This is a genomic window from Nocardia salmonicida (genome assembly GCF_036142455.1).
Classification (GTDB): Bacteria; Actinomycetota; Actinomycetes; order Mycobacteriales; family Mycobacteriaceae; genus Nocardia; species Nocardia salmonicida.
The window spans coordinates 2,814,876-2,835,018 of record NZ_CP108014.1 but is presented as its reverse complement, the minus strand read 5'-3'; the positions used below and the strand labels follow the sequence as shown (position 1 = coordinate 2,835,018).

17 protein-coding genes and 2 pseudogenes are annotated in these 20,143 nt (G+C 65.8%); 7 read left to right on the top strand and 12 right to left on the bottom strand.

Features of this window, described 5'->3' with window-relative positions; translation table 11 throughout:
• The first annotated feature begins 67 nt into the window (after positions 1-67).
• Positions 68-214 (top strand): hypothetical protein, encoded by a 147-nt coding sequence (locus OHS03_RS13530; RefSeq protein ID WP_328663052.1) that lies wholly within the window; start codon positions 68-70, stop codon positions 212-214.
• Positions 215-402: 188 nt separating this feature from the next.
• Here OHS03_RS13530 and OHS03_RS13525 read toward each other — a convergent pair whose 3' ends face one another.
• Positions 403-1,107, bottom strand: coding sequence for a histidine phosphatase family protein (locus tag OHS03_RS13525; RefSeq protein WP_328663051.1), 705 nt, complete (start codon positions 1,105-1,107; stop codon positions 403-405).
• 632 nt (positions 1,108-1,739) lie between these two features.
• Here OHS03_RS13525 and OHS03_RS34795 point away from each other — a divergent pair.
• A pseudogene (locus OHS03_RS34795) lies at positions 1,740-1,808 on the top strand (zinc-ribbon domain-containing protein); the annotation flags it as partial.
• A 225-nt stretch (positions 1,809-2,033) separates the two neighbouring features.
• Here OHS03_RS34795 and OHS03_RS13520 read toward each other — a convergent pair.
• Positions 2,034-3,560, bottom strand: a complete 1,527-nt coding sequence (locus tag OHS03_RS13520) for a sulfatase family protein (protein WP_328663050.1) — start codon at positions 3,558-3,560, stop codon at positions 2,034-2,036.
• 173 nt (positions 3,561-3,733) lie between these two features.
• On the opposite strand from OHS03_RS13520, the gene OHS03_RS13515 reads away from it, so the two are divergent.
• Complete coding sequence (locus OHS03_RS13515; protein WP_056809392.1) at positions 3,734-3,943, top strand: (2Fe-2S)-binding protein; 210 nt, start codon at positions 3,734-3,736, stop codon at positions 3,941-3,943.
• Here OHS03_RS13515 and bfr read toward each other — a convergent pair.
• The 4 genes from bfr to OHS03_RS13495 all read right to left on the bottom strand — a co-directional run bounded on the left by bfr (position 3,940) and on the right by OHS03_RS13495 (position 8,403).
• Entirely contained in the window at positions 3,940-4,419 is a 480-nt protein-coding gene (bfr, locus tag OHS03_RS13510; RefSeq protein ID WP_328664216.1) for a bacterioferritin, read from the bottom strand. The genes OHS03_RS13515 and bfr overlap by 4 nt on opposite strands.
• A gap of 253 nt (positions 4,420-4,672) precedes the next feature.
• Complete coding sequence (locus OHS03_RS13505) at positions 4,673-5,605, bottom strand: SMP-30/gluconolactonase/LRE family protein (RefSeq protein WP_328663049.1); 933 nt, start codon at positions 5,603-5,605, stop codon at positions 4,673-4,675.
• A 249-nt stretch (positions 5,606-5,854) separates the two neighbouring features.
• Positions 5,855-7,255 carry a cytochrome P450 gene (locus OHS03_RS13500; protein WP_328663048.1) on the bottom strand — a complete coding sequence of 467 codons (1,401 nt, stop codon included), beginning with the start codon at positions 7,253-7,255 and terminating at the stop codon, positions 5,855-5,857.
• Positions 7,256-7,440: 185 nt separating this feature from the next.
• Positions 7,441-8,403, bottom strand: coding sequence for a helix-turn-helix domain-containing protein (locus OHS03_RS13495; RefSeq protein WP_328663047.1), 963 nt, complete (start codon positions 8,401-8,403; stop codon positions 7,441-7,443).
• A gap of 85 nt (positions 8,404-8,488) precedes the next feature.
• Between OHS03_RS13495 and OHS03_RS13490 the strand changes: the two genes are divergently transcribed.
• The gene (locus OHS03_RS13490; RefSeq protein ID WP_328663046.1) at positions 8,489-9,727 is read left to right on the top strand and encodes an MFS transporter; all 1,239 of its coding nucleotides are present in this window, start codon (positions 8,489-8,491) and stop codon (positions 9,725-9,727) included.
• 56 nt (positions 9,728-9,783) lie between these two features.
• Here OHS03_RS13490 and OHS03_RS34705 read toward each other — a convergent pair.
• The 3 genes and pseudogenes from OHS03_RS34705 to OHS03_RS13480 form a co-directional block, all read right to left on the bottom strand.
• A pseudogene (locus OHS03_RS34705) lies at positions 9,784-9,885 on the bottom strand (glyoxalase III HchA); the annotation flags it as partial.
• 75 nt (positions 9,886-9,960) lie between these two features.
• The gene (locus OHS03_RS13485; RefSeq protein ID WP_328663045.1) at positions 9,961-10,392 is read right to left on the bottom strand and encodes a nitroreductase family deazaflavin-dependent oxidoreductase; all 432 of its coding nucleotides are present in this window, start codon (positions 10,390-10,392) and stop codon (positions 9,961-9,963) included.
• Entirely contained in the window at positions 10,392-11,030 is a 639-nt protein-coding gene (locus tag OHS03_RS13480) for a TetR/AcrR family transcriptional regulator (RefSeq protein WP_328663044.1), read from the bottom strand. The genes OHS03_RS13485 and OHS03_RS13480 overlap by 1 nt, the downstream gene beginning before the upstream one ends.
• 474 nt (positions 11,031-11,504) lie before the next feature.
• On the opposite strand from OHS03_RS13480, the gene OHS03_RS13475 reads away from it, so the two are divergent.
• Complete coding sequence (locus OHS03_RS13475; protein WP_328663043.1) at positions 11,505-11,927, top strand: DUF4231 domain-containing protein; 423 nt, start codon at positions 11,505-11,507, stop codon at positions 11,925-11,927.
• Between the two features lie 236 nt (positions 11,928-12,163).
• Here the strand turns inward: OHS03_RS13475 and OHS03_RS13470 are convergent, their stop codons facing one another.
• Entirely contained in the window at positions 12,164-13,384 is a 1,221-nt protein-coding gene (locus OHS03_RS13470; protein ID WP_328663042.1) for a cytochrome P450, read from the bottom strand.
• A gap of 28 nt (positions 13,385-13,412) precedes the next feature.
• Positions 13,413-14,048, bottom strand: a complete 636-nt coding sequence (locus tag OHS03_RS13465; protein WP_328663041.1) for a DUF4097 family beta strand repeat-containing protein — start codon at positions 14,046-14,048, stop codon at positions 13,413-13,415.
• A gap of 193 nt (positions 14,049-14,241) precedes the next feature.
• Between OHS03_RS13465 and OHS03_RS13460 the strand changes: the two genes are divergently transcribed.
• Positions 14,242-17,364, top strand: a complete 3,123-nt coding sequence (locus tag OHS03_RS13460) for an ATP-binding protein (protein ID WP_328663040.1) — start codon at positions 14,242-14,244, stop codon at positions 17,362-17,364.
• Positions 17,365-17,840: 476 nt separating this feature from the next.
• Here OHS03_RS13460 and OHS03_RS13455 read toward each other — a convergent pair whose 3' ends face one another.
• The gene (locus OHS03_RS13455; RefSeq protein WP_328663039.1) at positions 17,841-18,638 is read right to left on the bottom strand and encodes an SDR family NAD(P)-dependent oxidoreductase; all 798 of its coding nucleotides are present in this window, start codon (positions 18,636-18,638) and stop codon (positions 17,841-17,843) included.
• Positions 18,639-18,892: 254 nt separating this feature from the next.
• On the opposite strand from OHS03_RS13455, the gene OHS03_RS13450 reads away from it, so the two are divergent.
• Positions 18,893-20,119 (top strand): carboxylate-amine ligase, encoded by a 1,227-nt coding sequence (locus tag OHS03_RS13450; RefSeq protein ID WP_328663038.1) that lies wholly within the window; start codon positions 18,893-18,895, stop codon positions 20,117-20,119.
• Positions 20,120-20,143 lie beyond the last annotated feature (24 nt).

Genomic DNA, 20,143 nt, shown 5'->3' with positions numbered 1-20,143 from the left:
GACAGAGTCGCAGCGCGCTGCCCGGCGCGGTGGCCCGGCATTCTGGTCCGTCGTCGATCAGCTCGGGATGAACGAGCCGACACAGCAGGAGATGTTCGATGGGGAGGCGGGCGACAACACGGTGTTCCCGGTCGGTTCCGGCGCCATCGGAGTCCCCGAGATCTACCCACGTCGGGGTATCGACGACGCCAACCAAGAAGTCACCTGGTACTGATCTCTGCCGCTACCAGTGCGCTCTCGCCCGTTCCGTCTGTGGGCGGGCGCGTTTGCGGCTCCGCGCTTGACCATACGCACAGCAGCCGCTGGTGCGGGAAGCTTCCGCGGGCGACCGGTGGGCAGGGACACAACCGCGCCCCGGTGCCAGCGATTGTGTCGGTGACATCCGGGGCGCGGAAGGGTGAATCAGCCCAGGTCCGGGTGGCCGACCCACTCGATGATCGTCCAGCCCTTCTGCGGGCTGCCCTCGAGGACGACGCGGCCGCCGTTACGCATCGGATCGGTGCCGAGTTTGCTCGTGTCGGCGTTGTCGGCGTTCATCATCGACCAGAACATGATGGTGCCGCCGTGCGAGAAGATCACCGGGTTGGCGCAGCCGCGGCGCTGCACATCGAGCAATGCCTGATCGACGCGTCCGTCGAATTCGTTGCCGTCGATGGAGCCTGGAATCCGTGCGTTCAGGTCGCCGGAGAGCCACTTGATCGGCGCCTGTAGGTACCCGGACATCGCCTGGGCCTCCGGGGTGCCCTCGTACTGGCCTGCCTCGATCTCCCGGAAACCGGGCTGAACGTTGAGGCTCAGGTCCTGCTTGGCGACGGTCGGTGCCGCAGTCTGCTCGGTACGCACCATGTTGGACGCGAAGGCGCAGTCGTAATTCTTGTCGGCCAGCTGGATGCCCAGATTGTCTGCCTGTGTCCGGCCGCGTGAGGTCAAGTCGGGTCCGGGCACCTTGGTGTCGATCAGGCCGGAGGTGTTCCCGAGGGACTCGGCATGGCGCACCAGGGTGATGACCATGTCGCCGCCGCTGCTGCCGGAGCTGCTGCCGGAGCTTCCGAGGTCGATATCGGCGGACGCGACGCCGGTGGTAGCGGTTGTAGCCGCGACCGCCATCACCGCAATGGACAATCGAAGAGATCGGATTCGCATGGGTGGGAATGCCTTTCATCGTGGCGAACGCCAATTCAGGTATGTCGAAGAACCGGAATTTGGGGTGTCGCATCTCACAGAAGCAGCTATTTGCCCGAATCGAATACGGGATCTCCCATTCATCGGGATCTTTCGCGCACTGGACCGCGCGCAGGCGAACCACCGGTAGCGGAGGTGCGAGCGGTATGTCGACTCACACGACCCGCTCACCTGGCCGTTTCGATGCCTCCGATCCCGTCAGGCGACCTGGGAGGATCGCTCCGTCCCGCTCAGGCGGATCATGGCTGAACTGGCTGCTGAGTGGCCGCGACGAGCCTGTCCGGCGGCAGGGCACACAGAGACCCTAGGGACCAAGATGCAAGGCAACTGGTTTCACGGCGCCGCGTTCTTCCGCTGCCTGCTACCCCGTGAATATGCCGTTCGCGAATCATCTCGAACACCCCACCGATGCTTTTCTCAAAGACCTCCTCATCGAACCCCTCTCGATGACTTGCTCGCTGAGATCTTCGCAGCCGACCGCGTAGAACGGACGCTGATGCAGGTGGAGACCACACAGCCAGACCGTTGGTGGCAGAGCGCTCGACACCTGCGCCTATTGCCGAGGCTGCGGTTCGCAGGTCGATCCAGGCGCGCTGTTCTGTGCGAACTGCGGTCGCGCCCGATAGTTGCGGCGATCGGGTGTGATCACGCCACCGGCGAGAGCACCCGCGCCCACACGCCAGCGGCCTGATCGGGCGGCCCGCGTAGGATCAGATCGCGCTCGGGTATTGCACGAGGCAGGTGAGATCGGAAGCGCCGCCAGAGAATTGGCGCACCAGCGGGGCGTCGGTCAGTGCTTCGCCCCCGGGCGACCCTGCGCAACGGCGGTGGGGTCTGTGTAGGTGAGGTTGTCACCGGCAGGAGCGTCCGGTGCAGGTGGTCAGTTCACCGAGGCGGTGGTCGAGGTCGGTGACGATGTCGGCGTGGGCCGCGCGGCCTTGGGGGGTTTTGATGAGGTTGGTGAGTTGGTAGGGGTCGGCCTGCAGGTCGTAGAGTTCGTATTCGCGCTGGTCGAGGGGGCGTTCTCGGTCGTACCAGCGTACGTAGAGGTACCGGCGGTTGCGCACGGCGCTCCAGGACGGCATGTCGAGTGCGTACATGACGGGGGTGTCGGTGCCAGGGATTTGTTCCTGGGCGATTCCGTTGCGGCCGTCGTCTCCGTTGCCACCGTATTCGGCGGCGAAATCGGTGCGCCAGCCGATGGTGTCGCCGGACAGTACGGGGGTCAGGGACCGGCCGTCGACCTGGTCAGGGATGGGGATGTCCGCCCAGTCGTAGAGGGTGGGTGCGAGGTCGATCGACAGGGCCATGGCGTCGCTGCGGCCGGGGCGGATACCGGGGCCGCTGATCGCGAGGGGCACTCGCAGGGATTCTTCGTAGGGGGCCATTTTCTGGGTGAGGCGGTGGGCACCGAGGCTGTAGCCGTTGTCGGAGGTGAAGACCAGGTAGGTGTTGTCGAGTTCGCCGGTTCGTTCGAGGGTTTCGACGATTCCGGCGACCATTTCGTCGAGTGATTTGAGAGCGCCGAGGCGATTGGTGTAATCGATGTCGTTGGTCGCGGCGATGGTCGCGGCCCTCGCGTCGGCGGTGTCGATCAGCCATGAGGGTTTGTCGGACACGTCGGGTTCTTGATAGTTCGGTGACCGCGGGGCGAAGGTGGGCTGGGTGCCGGTCAGGTGGCGGGGTGCGGGCGGGATCGGGAAGTGGGGGGAGGTGGAGGCGGCGTACCAGAAGAACGGCTGCCCGGAGGCGGCGGCGTCTGTGAGGAACCGCTCGGACTTGGCGCGGATCACGTCGGTTTGGTAATCGGCCGGTGCCACACCGTATTTCACGCGGGTCCCGTTTTCGTTGAGGGTGTAGTTGTAGCCGGAGTACAGGAAGTTGTCGACTCCGGCGTTCCAGTCGTCCCAGCCGGGCGGGATGTGGCCGGGGTCGTGTTCGAGGCCGTTGAGGTACTTCCCGGCCATGCCGGTGCGGTATCCGGCGTCGTGCAGGGTGGTGGCGATGGTGTGGGATTCGTTGCCGCCCGCGCGGAAGGTGTCGAAGCCACCGACCTCGCCGGCGTTGGTGAGGACACCGGTGTTGTGCCCGTATTCGCCGGTCAGGATGGAAGCGCGGGCCGCGCAGCAGATCGGCATCGGCGCGAAGCCGTCGGTGAACTCCACGCCGCGGTCACGGATCAGTTCCGCGGTGCGCGGCATCGCCTGCCACACCGGGGTGGTGACCGCGTCCAGGTCGTCGGCCAGGATCATCACCACGTTCGGCCGCCGGTCTCCGGCCACCGGCGAGGCCGACGCCGTGAAGACGCACCCGGTCACCGTGAGCAGGACCGCGGCCGCCGCGGTCAGGAAACGACGCGACAAGCGACGTGCGCGCATTGAGTTTCTCCTCGAGAGGGGCAACGGGGTGTTGTTTCTTCGCGTCCGGCGCTGGTAACACGGCCATGTGACGGATCTGTACAAACCCGGCATCTGTGGGCTAATATTAGGCTAGCCTCACCGAACATCGGGAAGGGCTACTTCCATCCCGAGCTTGTCCGGAGAGGCCGCCCGTGTACGTCTGCAACTGTTTCGCGGTGACCGAGGAGGACGTCCGCCGACACATCGCCGACGGCGCGTGCACACCTCGAAGGATCGCCTCGGCGTGCAAAGCGGGCACTGATTGCGGATCGTGCGTGCGCCGTATCCAAGCGCTGCTCGCCCGCACCGCCTTGCACCGCGAGTACGAATCCGGCGCCGAGAACCTCGACGAGGTTGCTTAGGTGTTGGGCTGCTCGATCAGCTGCGCTATATAGAGCGGTTCGCCGAGCTTCTCCACCAGCTCCAATTGCGTATCCAGGTAGTCGATGTGGTGCTCCTCATCAGCGAGGATCGACTCGAAGATATTGGCGGAGGTGATATCTCCCTTGGTGCGCATCACCTCTATCCCACGCCGCAGCCGGTCGATGGCCTCCACTTCGACCTCTCGGTCGGCCTGGAACATCTCGGTCACGGTCTGCCCCACACGAACATGGAACAGCCGCTGATAGTTGGGCAGACCGTCCAGGAACAGGATCCGGTCGGTCAGGAGCTCCGCGTGCTTCATCTCGTCGATGGACTCGGAGCGGGTGTACTTGGCGAGCTTGGTCCAGCCGAAATTTTCTTGCATCTTCGCGTGCAGGAAGTACTGGTTGATCGCGGTCAACTCCGCGGTCAACTGTTCGTTCAGAAACTCGATCACTTCAGGATCGCCTTGCATGGGCCGAACTCCTTCCGGAAACGAATCGGGGCGATGCGCATCATCGCAGCGCGGCGCGGCGCAGTCCAGTAAGTCCACACTTGGTCGCGGCCGCGCGTTCTCTCCGACACACGCTGTAATCACGCGATTCGCAAGCCCTTTCGGTGCTCATCGACCAACCGCGATCTCGAGATCCGAAGTGGACACGCGATCAACGCGACACCTGTTACCGAGACAAATTTTCTGGACGAGGCACTAGCCATCAGAGGGCGGTTCAGGCATTGGAGTCGAAGGCACCTGGTATTTCGTAGATCGCGCCGGTGAAGGTGGCGGCGAACAGGCGGCCGGCGGAGAAGCCGGTGGTACCGCGGCCGTAGGTGAGGACGCTGGTCGACGGGGCTGCGGTGCCGAGGACGCAGTACCGGCCGGGTGAGTCGATGCGGACAATGCGGCCGGAGAGGTTGAAGGGGACGACGGGTCGATTCTGTGAGTCCAAGGTCAGCCCGTCGGGTGTACCGAAGGTGTCGGTGCCGGACAGGTCCAGCAGCGATTGTGGTGCGCCGGGATTCGCGGTGGGTATCCGGCTGACGCCAGGGTTGACGAAAGTACGTGAGACATAGAGGTATTCGTCGTCGGCGTCGAGCACCGCACCGTTGGCGCTGGGGAACCTCGCCCAGTCCGCCTGCACCGCGCCATTCGGGCTGACGCGGCCGACCAGATTGCCGAAGTCGTTGGTGGCGTAGACGGTTCCGTCGGCGGCGACGTCCATGCCGTTGGCGGCACTGAGGCCCGAGGCGAACGGTGTCACCGCACCGGTATCGGGGTCGACCTCGACGATGCCCGCCAGCTGGACCAGGTCGCCGATGACGACTCGGGCGTCCGCGCCGTAACCGACTAGCAGTTTGCCGTCTCGGGTCCAGGCGAGCGCACCGGCGCCGCCGCTGGGCACGGTGGCGATGACTACCGCGGGGGCGCCGGGGGCGTCGATCCGCAAGACGTGTCCGCTCACGAGGTCTGTGGCGTACGCGCGGCCCTGCGAATCGACGGTGAGGCCTTCCAGGGCACCCGACACAGCGCCGACCTGCACCGCCGACTGACCGGCGCCCGGGCAGTCGGCGGCAGCTTGCGCGTTCGGTGCGGAGAGGGCGGTCGCGGCAATGAACGCCGCTGCTGTAATGGGTAGGACAATTCGACGTAGGGCCTGCACTCGGTACCTCGCTATGTCGGGTGGCTCATTGTTCCACTCCCGCCGGCGGCGGCCACCGTCATTGTAGGAGGGCACCGTGATCGTCTGAGCGGGATGGTGTCACGCTCGCTGTGGAGGAAGACCGGCGCCGCCGAGCGCCCCGCTGCCCGGGCCGGCGCCTTGCTGAGGTCGAGGGCTTCATCGATGGATGCCCGTGGTTGCTGGTGGATCGATTGATGTTGTAGCGCAACGCTTCACGATCGCGGACAGCTATTCGGCGTCGATAGTGACGGTGGTCTTCGGCTGCGTGCGGCGCCGGACGTGGCAGGGGACTTCGCCGATCGGGTGCAGGACCACATCGGTGGTCAGTGCGATGTCGCCGGGTGGGGTTTCGAATTCGAACTCGCGAACCAGGATGGCCAGTGTCAAGGCGGCTTCGAGCATGGCGAAGCGTTGTCCGATGCATCCTCGCGGTCCATGCCCGAAGGGAAACCAGGCGAACTTGTGCCGTTGACCATCGTGATCGGCGTCGAACCGGTCCGGGTCGAACCAGTAGGGATCGGGCCACAGATCGGCACGGTGGTGGATGACCCACGGTGCGATCGTGATGTCGGCGTCGGCGGGGATGTGAAAGCCGCACACGTCAGCGTCCTGCACCGCTCTGCGGGACAGATACGGTGCTGAGGGGTATAGCCGGGTGGTTTCTTTCAGCACCATGGCTGTGTAGGTCAAGGCGTGGACGTCGGCGGCGGTAGGCGAGGGGCCTGTCAGGATTCGGTCGGCTTCCTCGCGCACCCGGGCTTGGGCATCGGGCGCGCTGCCGAGCAGGCGTAGTGCGAAGGTCAGCGCGGTCGCGGTGGTGTCGTGGCCGGCGAACAGGAAGATCTTCACCTGGTCGCGAATTTCGTTGTCGGACAGAGTGTCATCGCCGTCGCGGGCAGCGACCAACCGGCCGATCAGGTCCGAACCGGGTTCGGCCGCGGCTCGCCGATGCGCGATGATCTCGTCGCATGCGGCGTGGATGTGTTGCTGCGCGCGGGCGATGCGCCGGTTCGCCGGCGATGGCCAGTTCAAGGGGATCGGCGCGGGGGAGATGCCGCGCCACCGCGCCGCGCGGCCCAGGACAGGGAAGGTGGATCGCACGATCGGCACCAATCGGGCCGAGTCCTCGCCGAAGAGCACCCGCGCCACGATCGACAGGGTGAGTCGAGTCATCTCCGAACCCACATCCAGCACACCGTCTGGGCGTGCCCGCCATTGGGTTGTCAGGTCGTCTACTTCTTCGGCCATCGCCGAGGTGTAACTATCGACGCTGCGGGCGGTGAACAGGGGTTGGATGAACCGCCGTTGGCGTCGCCAGGTCTCGTCTTGGCTGGTGACCAGACCGTTTCCGTACAGCTCACGCATCGGTTGATAGAACCCGCTGTCTTTGCGGAAATTGCGGTCATGAGGTGCGAGCAATACTTGGGCGGCGCCCTCGGGATCGCTGATGATGAAGTATTCGCGTCGCATCCCGGGCAGTCCGAAGACGTAGCGCACCACCTCACCGCACTCATCGAAACCGCGTGTACCCAGGCCGAGTGGATCGCGAAGAAACTCCCGGGTGGAGCCGAGCAGCCACCCGCCCGACGCGGTCTTCGGCTCCATCAGATGCGTCACATCGTTGCTCATCGACGACTCCTCAGATCGGCTACATCGATCCTCGCCCGCCCAGGCAACAAAAGCGCGAGTAATCCACTACTTCATCTGGATCGGTGGCTGTTACCGGATCTCGATCCGCCACATGAGGCACGCTCGTGCACATCCAGAGCGTGCGGCAGCGCATGTTTATCGTTCGGACGATCCGCGGCGCCTTGTCAGCGCTGAAAGGACCGGCGGTAGAGCATCGGCGTGACGCCGACCGCACGAATGAAATGGTGTCGGAGGTTGCCGGCGGTGCCCATGCCGCAGAGCTGGCTGATGCGCTCCACCGACAGATCTGTGGTCTCGAGCAGCTGGCGGGCGCGGGCGAGGCGTTCAGCGTGCAGCCAGCGCAGCGGCGTCGTGCCGGTGGCTTCGGCGAAGCGGCGTGCCAGGGTGCGGGTACTGAGCCCGGCGGTGCGGGCCAGTTGCGCGATGGTGAGTTGCTGGTCGAGATTCTCGCTCGCCCATTGCAATACTGGTCCCAGTCCATCGCCGTCGGATCGGGGCATCGGCTGCTCGATATATTGCGCCTGACCGCCCGCGCGGTGGGCTTGGACAACCATCCGGCGCGCCACCTGATTTGCGACGTCCGCGCCGAGATCGGTGCGGACGAGATGCAGGCACAGGTCGATACCAGCGCTGACGCCCGCGCTGGTGAGCACGCTGCCTTCATCGACGTAGAGGACCGCCGCATCGAGCTGGACGCGCGGATACCGAGTCCGCATGAGGTCGGCATAGCGCCAATGGGTGGTAGCCCGCCGCCCGTCGAGCAGCCCCGCCGCGGCCAACGCGAACGCGCCGGTGCACAGCGAGACGATACGGGCGCCGCGTTCGTGCGCGGTCATTACGGCGGCCGTCAATCGCGGATCCACAGTGCCTGCGGATACGTCCTCGGGGTCCAGTCCGGGCACGATCACCGTGTCCGCGCTCTCGAGGGCGTGCAGATCGTGTGGTGTGTCCAGGACGAAGCCGTGCGCGATACGCGTCTTGCCGGGATCGGCGGCGCACATGCGCAGCTGGTACCACGGATCGACGATATCGCGCCGATCGATCCCGAATACCTGTGTAGCAATGGACATCTCGAACATCGGCATACCGTCGGTGACGGCGACCGCGACGACTCCCAGGTTACCCACAACCCCAGCCTACTGGCAGGATCTTCATCAAGGTAGTCATTTCTGCCTCTCGTCGAGGATCGTTCCCTCGACGAATCTGAATCGTGTGACTACGACTGATGTTTCGCGCATTCCTCGGCTGCCTCATGAAGTGGCATTCGGCCTTGCCGCGGCGGTGATCGGCTTCTGCCTGGCAGCCTCCGCTGTGCCCTCGCCGCTCTACAAGCTGTACGCGACGATCTGGCACCTCGACACCTCGACGGTGACGCTGATCTACGCCACCTATTGCTTCGGAGTCTTGGCCGCCCTGCTGGTGGTCGGCCGCATCTCCGACGCCGTCGGCCGTCGCCCGGTGATCGCTGCCGGACTGGCTGGTCTGCTCGCGTCGATGGTGTTGTTCGGCTGTGCCTCCGATGTGATCTGGCTCTTTCTCGCCCGCGCCGTGCAAGGGCTGTCGACCGGTGTCGCCATCAGCGCTGCGGGTGCGGCGTTGATGGAGCTGTACCGAGGCGATGATCCCGCCAAGGCGGGTCTGTACAACGTCGTCGCGAGCTCGCTCGGGGTCGGAGCAGGTGGCATGGTCGGAGCGCTGCTGGTGCAGTACGTGGCCCATCCGCTGGTAACGCCGTTCGTCCTGCTCGCGGTGTTGGTAACGCTCCTGTTGCTTGGCACGGTGCTGATGCCGGAAACCGTGGTGTCGCGTGACAGATTCCGGATCACCGCACCCGGTGTGCCGCGGACGATCCTCGCGCCGTTCATCTTGGCGGGGTTGGGGATCGCGTGTGCGTGGTCGATCATCGGCCTTTTCCTCGGCCTGGTCGGGGCGATCGTCCCGGCGCTGCTGCACACCAGCAGTAATCTACCCGCCGGTAGTTCGATCATGGTGATGGGCTGCGCGGGCGCGGTGGCCGCGGTGCTCACCCAGAAGACGGCACCGACGGCCCAGATCGCGTGGGGTATGGCGATCATGTCGGCGGGCATCCTCGGGCTGGCCGGGTCTGTGACCGGCGACGGGACCGCGGTGGGATTCCTCGTCTCCGGTGTCGTCATGGGATTCGGCATGGGTAGTGGAATGTTCGGTTGCTTGCGCACGATCGGCGCCGCGGCCCCGCCGGATCGACGAGCCCAGGTGATGGCGGCGTTCTACATCGTCGCCTACGCGGCTATCTCCATACCGACCATCGGCGCCGGCTATACGGCTCGCCACCTCGGGGCCGCGCACACCATCCAGATCTTCGGCGCGGGCATCGTCGTCACCTCGCTGGCGACCATGGCACTCGCCCTCACTCGACACCGCGCCGTGGTGAACACCACCGACACAACGCCATTGGTCTCCTCGTCATAGTCCGCGCCTGTCCGAACCCGGGGGCGGCGGCTGCCACCGTTTTATTCGTCCTTGCGCTGGTCCCCATGGAAATTGGTTGTCGCTGAGGTGTACTGACTCAGTGAGTACGGGGACGGAAAGGACGCGTTGTCCTCGGCAGCATCCCCAGTTGGCGCTTGCTGAGATCACTTGTGTCGTTAGGCATCTCGCTTACCTATCTTCCGTGTGATGCGGCGCATCGCGAACCGCGGTCATCAGTTGATCCGAAGCTCGACAATCGGAATCGGTCGGCTCGTTTGCTGCTGGTACTGGGTGTATCGGCCTTTGTTGGCCTCATCGACGATCTTCCAGCGTCGTGCGTAGTCGGGATCGTCGGCAAGAGTGGGCCGGGCGGTGGCGGTATGGCGGCGACGGCCGATCTGGATCGTGCACAGTGGCTCGGTTTTCAGGTTGGCCAGCCATGCCGGGGGTTTGGGGGAGCCACCGTTGGAGGCGACCACGAGATAGGTCTTCTCGCCGTCGCGCCCGTAGGTCAACGCGGTGGTGCGCGGTAGGCCGGTGCGCCGACCGGTGGTGCGCAGCAGCAGCGTGGGGTTGCCGAAGAGCAGGCGGTGGCCGAGGAAGCCGTCGGTGGTCTCATAGATCCAGCGGTGGGCGCGCAAAATGTTGTGGTAGAGGTCGCTCATCAAGTCCTCGTCTGGTCGTGGAAGCCGGGTAGGGCGGGTATGAAGGTTTGGGCGTAGTCGTGAATCCGTTGCGGGGGAAAGGCTTCGGGTTCGGCCAGGACGATGCGTCCCGCTTCCCAGAACACGGCGGACATCAGCCGACCGGTGAGTTCGGCGTCGACTGAGCCCTGTTGGGGGGAGGGTGTCGCGGTCTGCACGAATGTGGTGAACGCGGCGATCAGGGCGTTGCGGCCACGCTCGACGCGGCGACGGAAGGCCGGGGTGCTCGAGTCGGCGAGTTGAAACACCGCGCGCCACCGTTGGGGCGCGGCCAGCACTGCGGACAGGAAAATGTCGAGAGACTGCACTATCGCCCGATCCGCGCGCTCGGTGGGCTGGGCTCGGGGGACAACGGCGCTCATCTGGGCCGCTACCGCGGCTTCTTCTCGTTCGAGGCTGGCACGGAGGAGCTGGTCGGAGTCGGAGAACTGGCTGTAGATGACCGGGCGGCTGACGTCGGCGCGTTTGGCGACGGTGTCGATGGAGACCTTGTGGACGCCCTGTTCGACGATCACGTCCAAGACCGCATCCAGAATTTGTTCACGGCGTTCTTCGGGCGCCATTCGCGATGCGTAGGGGCGGTTCTTGCGGTCGGTCATCGGGGGCTGTTCGCCTCTCTGTGCTCGGCGCTGCTTGACATCTGCCAGTGTGCCACCAAATGCTACACTCAATGTAGCTACATTAACTGTAGCATTTAGGGGTAGTCATCGCCACCACCGAGATCGGTGGGAACTGGTCACACGGGGTCTATGACTCGACGTATCCGATCAGCTCCAAGGCGGTAACCCAGTACCCGGACATCGGCATTTGGGCGGTCAGCGAAAACGCCGTCGCCGTCGAATGTCTCACCCCGCACCACTCGCGCATTCCGGGCCTGGCCCGCACCGCGAAATCCTGGGACCACGAAGTCATCCTCAACGCGAACACCCAAGCTGGTCGCTGGAATCTTGATCCGGTGGTCACGGCGTAGCGGTCGACCGCCATGACTCCGCCGAGCCGCGCTGACCAGCACCGCCATCGTATCGGCGACCTGCGTGTTCTTGGTGGCGTTGCGGACGTAGTCTTGGGTTCGGTTGCAGGGGCCCCGATCTGCTTCGGCGACGTCGTCGCGTCCGGTCCAGGGCAATCTGCGTCATTACGCCCTCGAGTTATCGAGCCTGGTAGTGGTGGCATCGATCCCCGTGCTTGCAGCATTTTCGGTCGATGTGAGGATCATTGCTGCCCTCGGCTCACTTGCGGTGCTGATCAACGGGTTTCGTGCACTGACCGCCTATAAGGAAAACTGGACGAGCAGGACGCGGGCACGCTACGCGATCGAGAGGGAGATCGCGCTCTTCGCTGTACAGCACGACAGGTACGCCGAGGCTGGTGCAGAGGCCGTGCTGGTCGACACCGTCGAGCAGATCTGCGCTGCTGAATGCGAGGGCTGGACGGCTCTTCGCCTGTCGTACAACAGTCTTCAAGAGAAGTCTGTGCCTCCGAAGCCCGCCAAATGAGTGCCACTCTCGCGCTGAACCGTCACAGAGTGAGTTCGCGGACGACACAACGACTTGCGAGGCGTACACGGTCTGACACGTTTGGTTGCTGCGCTTCTGCTGATGCGGATGGGTCTCCGTTCGCAGGCACCTCCGTCCTTTCCGATCGAGCGTGCGCCTTCGGTGGCGGAAAGCGGGACCTGTATGCCTGTCGGGCGGGGATTCATGCGGACGTCCCCGCCCGCGGCATGCGAGGCTCACCGGGCAGTCTGTGTCCAGGTGACAGGCAGTTCGTGGACGCCGTAGATATTCATGTCGGTTCTGAGCTTCACCTCCGCGGCGGGAATGGCTAGTTGGAGCGTCGGGAAGCGGCGGATCAGCCCCGCGAAGCCCGCGCGCATTTCGATGCGGGCCAGCTGGTGGCCGAGGCAGTGGTGGGCGCCGTGGCCGAAAGTGAGGTGGCCGCGGGCATTGCGGTGCACGTCGAGTGTGTCGGGGTCGTCGAAGCGTCGGGGGTCGTGGTTGGCGGCGAGAAGGGAAACGACAACGGTCGAGCCCTTGCCGATGGTCTCGCCGGCCAGTTCGATGTCCTCGGTGGCGTAGCGGTAGAAGATGTCGGCTACCGACAGGTAGCGCATGAGCTCTTCGACGCCGCCGGCCAACAGTTCCGGGTCGGCGCGCAGCGCGGCCAGCTGCTCGGGGTGTTCCAACAGTGCGAAGGTGCCCAATCCGAGCATGTTGGCGGTGGTTTCGTGGCCGGCGAGTAGGAGCAGGAAGGCGACACCGGTCAGTTCGTCGATGGTCAGTTCGTCGTCGCGGGCCAGGTCGGACAGGATGTCCTCGTCAGGGGCCGTACGTTTGCTCGTGACCAGTTCGGCCAGATACGTGCTCAACGCGATGTAGGCGGCCATCTTCTGTTCGATCGCCTGGTCCTTGACCAGGAACTGGGCGGAGTTGACCTGGAAGGTTTCCCGGTCGGCGTAGGGGACACCGAGCAATTCGCAGATCACCAGCGACGGCACCGGCAATGCGAACACCTTGACGAGGTCGACAGGTGGGGTCAGCTGTGCCATCAGCTCGAGCTGCTGTTCGGCGATGTCACCGATGTGCTCTTCGAGCTCGCGCATCCGCTTCACGGTGAAGGCGCCGACGAGCTTGCGCCGCAACCTGGTGTGGTCGGCGCCGTCCATGGTGATGAACATGCCCGGGATCTGCGGGGACGGTTCGGTGGGGGCGGGCATGCCGGGAATGTCTTCCACCGTGTGCAGTACGCCGATGTCCTGGCGTGAGCTGAATCGGGTGTCGGCCATGAGCTGGCGAACGGCGTCGTAGCCGGTGACGAGCCAGCCCTGGTGTCCGTCGGGGAAGGCCAGCGGACTGACCGGGCGAACGTCACGCAGGGTGCTGACTGCGCTCGGCGGGTCGAAGGGGCCGGCGTCGCGCTCGGTGGGGAGGCCATGAGGGGTGGGGATCGTCATCGAATGTCCTTCGTGTCGAGGAGGTTGATCAGGCAGCTACGACGTGCTGAATGATGATGTTGCCGAGGGCATTTCGCGCGACTATGTGCACGGTCTTGTCGGACGATCCGGCGGGTGCGAGCTGGTTGTGCACCGTGCCGCGCTGGGTGTCGGCTTCCAGCCGCGCCGCGCTGCCCGGCGCGATTCCCACCGACAGCTCGCCGAGCGAGGTTTCCAGCCGCAGTACGCCATCGGCGGCTTCGACGATGTGAATATCGCCCTTGGCGGTCTTGGCGGTGACCGAATCGGTCGGGCGCTCGATGGTGATGTCGCCGAGGGAGACCTCGAGTTCGCACCGGCCGAGTTCGCCGATGCCGAGCACGCGGCCGACGCCGGTGGTGCTCGTCAGCTGGGAGCCGGTCGGCACTTCGATGGTCACCTCGACCGACGGGTTACCGCCGAACGGGGTGTTGGTGCGCCAGCTCTTGGGCGTGTGCACGGTCAAAGTGCCTGCGGTGAAGTCGATTCGGGTCTGTTCGGCAGCGCGGACGTCGGCCTTCTTCGATGCGTCGGCGGGCCGGACCTCGACGACGGTGTCGGTGCGGTCGGTGGCGATCACGGTGACGTTGCCCGCGAGGACCTCGATGGTGACGGCGATCGGGGCGGGGGTCTGGAACGTGGTCATTGTGGTGCTCCTTCGAATGCTGTGTTGCTGACAGGAACTACTGTCGCGGGTCACGCTGATGCGGCACTGACACCGAGCTGACACCGCCGCTGACGCCGCGTCATGCCTGCCAGAGAGCAGAATTCCCAGGCGAATTCGGCTCTTTCGTCAGGGAGGGGCAGCGTGCGGTCGGTCGCGACGGCAGAATGGCCGGGTGCAGATCAGGATGCTGGGGCCGCTCGAGATCCACACCGATGACGGCGTATCGATCGATGTGCCGGGTGCTCGGTTGCGTGCGTTGCTGGTCGCCCTGGCACTCCAACCTGGCCTCGTTGTCCCCAAAGCGGCACTGGTGGACTGGATCTGGGGTGAGCAGCCGCCCGCCGACGCGGCGAATTCCTTGCAGGCGCTGGTTTCTCGGTTGCGGAAGTTACTGCCGGCGGGATCCCTCGATGGACAGCCCGGCGGGTACCGGCTGACGGTTCGACCCGGCGCCGTCGACGCTGTGCGGTTCGAACAGCTTCTCGAGCAGGCTCGCGGCGGTGCCGATACCCAACGGGCGCCGCTGCTCCGCGAGGCCGTCGACCTGTGGCGCGGCACGATCATGCAGGACGTCGCCCTGCCCGACAGCGCGGCGTTCGACGCGGTGATCGCCCGGTTCGAGGGGTTGCGCCTGGCCGCGATCGAGGATCGCTACGAAGCCGAGATCCGCCTCGGTTGTGGCCCTGAGCTGGTCGCCGAGCTGACCGAACTGGTCGCCCGGCACCCGGTGCGGGAACGGCTGGTCGTAGCGCTGATGCGGGCGCTCGCCGCCGCGGGACGGGGCACGGAGGCGCTGACGGTGTACCAGCGGGCGCGGGAAGCGCTCGCCGACACCTTGGGCGTCGATCCCTCACCCGAGCTGTCCGCACTGCACGTGGCGCTGCTTCGCGGCGAAGTCGGCGCGCGCGAGGACGACCGCCGGACGAACCTGCGCGCCGAACTGACCGAGTTCGTCGGCAAGTTCGGTGATATCGCGGTCGTACGTGAACTCATCGCCGAACATCGGCTCACGACCTTGACCGGCCCCGGTGGATCGGGCAAAACCCGCCTTGCGGTGGAATCCGCGCGGACTCTGCTCGACGACCTCCCCGATGGCGCGTGGCTGGTGGAATTGGCGTCGATCGGTGTCGGCGGTGACGTGGCCCGATCGGCGTCGGCCGCGCTCGGACTGCGCGACTCGTTGCTCGGCAGTGCACCGCAGGCGCAACCGCTCGACCGAGTCGTAGCGGCGATCGGTGACCGCGAAACACTGCTGATCCTGGACAACTGCGAGCACGTGATCGACTCGGCGGCCGCGTTCGCCCACCGGGTACTCGGGGAGTGCCCACGACTGCGGATCCTCGCCACGAGCAGGGAACCGCTCGGCATCACCGGTGAGGCGCTGTGGCAGGTCGAGCCTCTGGTGTTGCCCGCCGAGGACGCCGACCCCGGCGAGATCGAGTTGTCACCGGCTGTTGTGCTGCTGCGCGAGCGGGCGGGCGCGGTGCGTCAGGACCTGCCGACCGACGCGGCGGCGCTGTCGAATATGGCTCGTGTGTGTCGGGCACTGGACGGAATACCCCTCGCCATCGAATTGGCCGCGGCCCGGTTGCGCACGATGTCACTCGACCAGCTCGCCCATCGTCTCGACGATCGGTTCCGCCTGCTCACCGGTGGCAGCCGCACCGCGATCGCGCAGCACCGCACCTTGCGTGCGGTGGTGGACTGGAGTTGGGAGTTGCTCTCCGATGCCGAACAGAGCGTGCTGTGCCGGCTTTCGGTGTTCTCCGGCGGGGTGAGTCTGTCGGCGGCCGAGCAGGTCTGCGGGGGCGAACCGTGGGAGGTGCTCGAGCTGCTCGCGGCACTCACCGACAAATCGCTGCTGGTCATGGTTGGCGGCACCCGCTACCGAATGCTCGAGACGATCAAGGAGTACGCCAAGGATCGGCTCGCGGAGTCGGGTGATTCGGATTCGGCCCGCGGCGCGCACCTCGCGTACTTCACCGAGCTGGCCGAGACCGCCGAACCGCATCTGCGCCGCGCCGAGCAATTGGAGTGGCTCGCTGTGCTCGATGCCGAGCACGACAACGTCGCCGTCGCGATGCGGACCGCGCTCGCGGTCGGCGACGCGGTCGGCGCTGTGCGACTCGGAGCGGCCGCGGGCTGGTATTGGTGGCTCGGTGGGCACAAGGCCGAGGGTCTGGAATTGATCACCGCCGCGGCCGATATGCCCGGCGAAGTGGACGACGGAACCCGGGCCATGGTGTACGCGCTGGTGGTGCATTTCGTGAGCTCGACGCGCAATGACGAGTACCGGGTGGCAGAGTGGATCCGTAAGGCGCACGAACTCGGTCAGCGTGGTAATGCCCGCTACCCGCTGCTGGGTTTCATCGGGGCGTTGGAACGCCTGCTGCAGGGACCCGACGCGGTGCTGACGGCATTCGAACCACTGCTCGCCGACGAGGATCCGTGGGTGCGCGCGCTGGCTCGGCTGCAGCTGGGCAAGATGCGGATCATGCTCGGGCTGACGGGAAGCGAGGCGGACGCGTATCTCGAGGCGGCGCTCACCGAGTTCCGCGCGATCGGCGAACGGTGGGGGATATCGTTCGCGCTGACCGAGCTCGCGGATCGGTGCGCCATGCGTGGCGAGTTCGCCACTGCCTGCGAACTTTTCGACCAAGCGACCGCGGTGGTCACCGAGGTCGGCGCGATCGACGATCTCGTCCGGATGCGGGCGCGACAAGCCCAGCTGTACTGGCTGCGCGGCGACGCCAAGGCGGCCGCGACCACGATGGCCGAGGCGCAGCGGTGCGCGGATCAGGCCGCGTGGCCGGGCTCACTGGCCGAGCTGGCACTCGCGCAGGCCGAGCTTGCCCGCTGGAAGGGCGACGTCGAGCAGGCCTACCGGCACATCGACGTCGCGACAACCATGCTCGGCGCCGACGCCGACCAGCCCAATGTCAGTGCGGTACTGCACGATCTGCGCGGCTATCTCGCGGCAGATATCGACGAAGCCCGTGCACAACACACTGCCGCTTTCCACGCGGCATCCGCTGCCGGTCACGCACCCCTGATCGCCCAGATCCTCGTCGGTGTCGCCGCCCTCGCGCTGCGTGCCGATCACGACGAGCAGGCCGCGCGATTGCTCGCGGCCGGCGCGGGCGTTCGCGGACTGACCGACCGCTCTCACCCGGACATAGCCCGGATCGAGCAGCAGGCGCTCGGTCGCCTCGGGGAGGCACGATTCACCGCAGCGACAAGGCAGGGTGCGCAGGCGGACTGGCATGAATTGGCTACGGCCGCACTCGCTTCCTGAACCTGGCCGAGGAACACCCAATCAAGTCCGTCACCACTGTGGATACCGAATTTGTGGTGTCGCGTCCAACCCGTATGTACCGCCGAGTGATGTTGGCGCACAGCTGGTATCGGGCACGGCGCAGGGTCCAGCCGCGAAAGCTGCGCTGTTCGACTCCGGTCGAGAATAGGGGAAGCTAGATGTACATCAAGGCCCGCCACCTCGATGAATGGCAGAACCTGGCCAACATCGGGGGAAAGAACTGGCGTGACATCGCAGATATGGCGATCGAGAAGTCGTTGACCGGCCCCGGACAAGAGCGGCCCGGCCGGTGGCAACAAGTACTGCTATTCCGGGCAGATCTACCTGGTCGACCATCAGGCAATCCTGTACTGCATACATCATCTGACTCGCCAGGCATCGATGGTGGTGGGTTGACGTATGCGGTGGAGGATCCTGAATGGTCGGCTCCACAGTGCGGGGCTCGCGCAAACGCTTCAGTAGAAGACCGGTCCGGGCACGCCACCGCCTGCCGCGACGGCGTCGCCGGTGATGGCGATGCTGCGCGGGGAGGCGAGGAAGGTCACGACATCGGCGACCTCGCTCGCGTCGATCACCCGGCGAATCGAGTTCTTGGCCAGTTGGTCCTCGAGAGTCGCGATATCGACGCCGTCCTGTTCGGCCTGCGTGCGGAGCCGGTCATCGAGCCGTTCGGTGCGGGTGAGTCCGGGATGTACGACCGTGACGTTGACGCCGTGCGGGCCGAGTTCGTCGGCGAGGTTTTTGGTCAGCGCCGACACGCTGACGTTGCGGATGGTCTGGCCGATCGAATTCGCTTGCCGCGCACCCAATCCGCTGATGTTGATGATGCGCCCCCACCCCTGCGCGACGAGGTACGGCGCGACGGCCCGCGCGGTGCGTAGATAGCCGAGCACCTTGATCTCGATCTCGCGTCGCACGATATCGTCGGTGGTGGCCTGCAGATCGGTGTTCGCGCCCGCACTCCACGGGGTCGCCGCGGAGTTCACCAGGATGTCGACACCACCGAGTTCCTCGACCGTCCGCGTGACGAGATGCTGGACTTGTGCGTCGTCGCCGGTGTCGGTCGGCACCGCGATCACGCGCCGTCCCGAATCCCGGCCGATGTTGTCGGCAGCGGCCTGGAGCGGTTGCGGCGAGCGCGCCGCGAGCACGACGTCGACGCCTTCGGCGGTGAGCCCGCGCGCGATGGCGAGCCCGATTCCCTTGCTGGCGCCGGTGACGATCGCGCGCTTTCCCTGCAGTCTCAGATCCACGTGCTCGACGTTAATGACATCGGGCTCGTCGGTGAGCGGTCCAGCTCGAGCTGATCGCAATCCGTTGACCGATGCCGTCGGGTACGGATGCCGCGGCAGGCCACGGGCCCGCAGCGCGGAGCCAGACTACTCGGTCGGCTGCGCGCCACTACCCCCGACCACCGGTATACCGACTCCCGGGTGATCAGTGCGATCATCGAGCACGCGCCATGCCTGCCCGGCTTGCCGTCGCGACAGGTGAGAGAAGGACCGACATGGCAGAGCACGAGCGAGCCGAGAAGGTCGGCACCGTCATGTCTGACGGTGGTGTCCACCCGTCGATGGGGGTGGAGGAGGAGTTTCTGCTCGTTGATCCCTCGTCCGGGCACCCCATCATGTCCAGCCTCGCGGTTGTCGAGGCGGCGCAAAGGCGCGGTGTCCGGCTTCACTTGGAGTACACCCAGTGTCAGGTCGAGACCAACTCGGCGGTGTGCGGGCACACGCGCGAACTACGGACACAGCTGGCCGAAATGCGGTCGGCGGCCGCCGATGCTGCCGCGCAGTGCGGCGCGCAGTTGCTGGCGGTGGGCGTGCCAGTGCTCGGTTCCGCCGTGTTGCCGATCACAGACCTTCGTCGGTACCGCACTATAGCGAGCAGGTTCGACGATCTTGCAGGGACGCGGGGAGTCTGCGCCAGCCATGTCCACGTGGGCGTACCCGACCGGGAAACCGCAGTACAGGTCAGCAACTATGTGCGTCCGTGGCTACCGGCGCTGCTGGCCCTGACCGCCAATTCCCCCATCCATGGCGGCGTCGATACCGGGTTTGCGAGCTGGCGGTCGATCCTGCTCGCGCGGTGGCCCTGTTCGGGGCCCCCACCGTGGTTCGCCTCGGTCGAGCACTACGACGCGGTCGTAGAGAAGATGATCGGGAGTGGTGTCATCCTCGATGCGGGGATGATCAATTGGGATGTGCGGCCGTCAGCTCATCTGCCGACCATCGAGGTGCGAGTCAGCGACGTCCCCGCGACGGTCGAGGAGACTGTGCTGCTCGCGACGTTGGTACGTGCGCTGGTGATGACGGCGTTGCGGTCCATCAGCAGGGGTGAGTGCGCCCCGAAAACCACCGCGGCCTCGCTGCACGCTGGGTACTCCATGGCCGCCCGCGAGGGATTGACCGGGCGCGGGATCGATGTGGCCTCGGACCGCGTGATTGCGGCGCGTGACCTGCTCGGACTGTTGATCTGCCATGTCCGATCCGCCCTGGAAGAACTGGGGGAATACCGCGCGGCGGTGACGATGCTGACCGAGATCCTGCGCTGTGGTAACGGAGCGAGCCGGCAACGCCGCGCCTTGCGCAGCCGCAACGACGTGAGCGATGTGACCGCGATGGCCGCGCGGAGCACCCTGCAATTCGGCGGGCCCGCCCTGTCCAGCGGTGCCGACGTCTACTCCGTGTGGTCGGACAGCCCGAGAGTTGCAGTGATGAGCGAACTGTCCTGAAGCCGACCGACCCACATAAACCCC

Excerpts from the sequence above, each read along its gene's own strand:
- OHS03_RS13470 (WP_328663042.1), bottom strand. The coding sequence starts at position 13,384 with ATGACGATCCCCACCCCTCATGGCCTCCCCACCGAGCGCGACGCCGGC.
- OHS03_RS13480 (WP_328663044.1), bottom strand. The coding sequence starts at position 11,030 with ATGACCGACCGCAAGAACCGCCCCTACGCATCGCGAATGGCGCCCGAA.
- bfr (WP_328664216.1), bottom strand. The coding sequence starts at position 4,419 with ATGCAAGGCGATCCTGAAGTGATCGAGTTTCTGAACGAACAGTTGACC.
- OHS03_RS13525 (WP_328663051.1), bottom strand. The coding sequence starts at position 1,107 with ATGGCGGTCGCGGCTACAACCGCTACCACCGGCGTCGCGTCCGCCGAT.
- OHS03_RS13465 (WP_328663041.1), bottom strand. The coding sequence starts at position 14,048 with ATGACCACGTTCCAGACCCCCGCCCCGATCGCCGTCACCATCGAGGTC.
- OHS03_RS13500 (WP_328663048.1), bottom strand. The coding sequence starts at position 7,255 with ATGAGCAACGATGTGACGCATCTGATGGAGCCGAAGACCGCGTCGGGC.
- OHS03_RS13530 (WP_328663052.1), top strand. The coding sequence starts at position 68 with ATGAACGAGCCGACACAGCAGGAGATGTTCGATGGGGAGGCGGGCGAC.
- OHS03_RS13485 (WP_328663045.1), bottom strand. The coding sequence starts at position 10,392 with ATGAGCGACCTCTACCACAACATTTTGCGCGCCCACCGCTGGATCTAT.
- OHS03_RS13450 (WP_328663038.1), top strand. The coding sequence starts at position 18,893 with ATGGCAGAGCACGAGCGAGCCGAGAAGGTCGGCACCGTCATGTCTGAC.
- OHS03_RS13520 (WP_328663050.1), bottom strand. The coding sequence starts at position 3,560 with ATGCGCGCACGTCGCTTGTCGCGTCGTTTCCTGACCGCGGCGGCCGCG.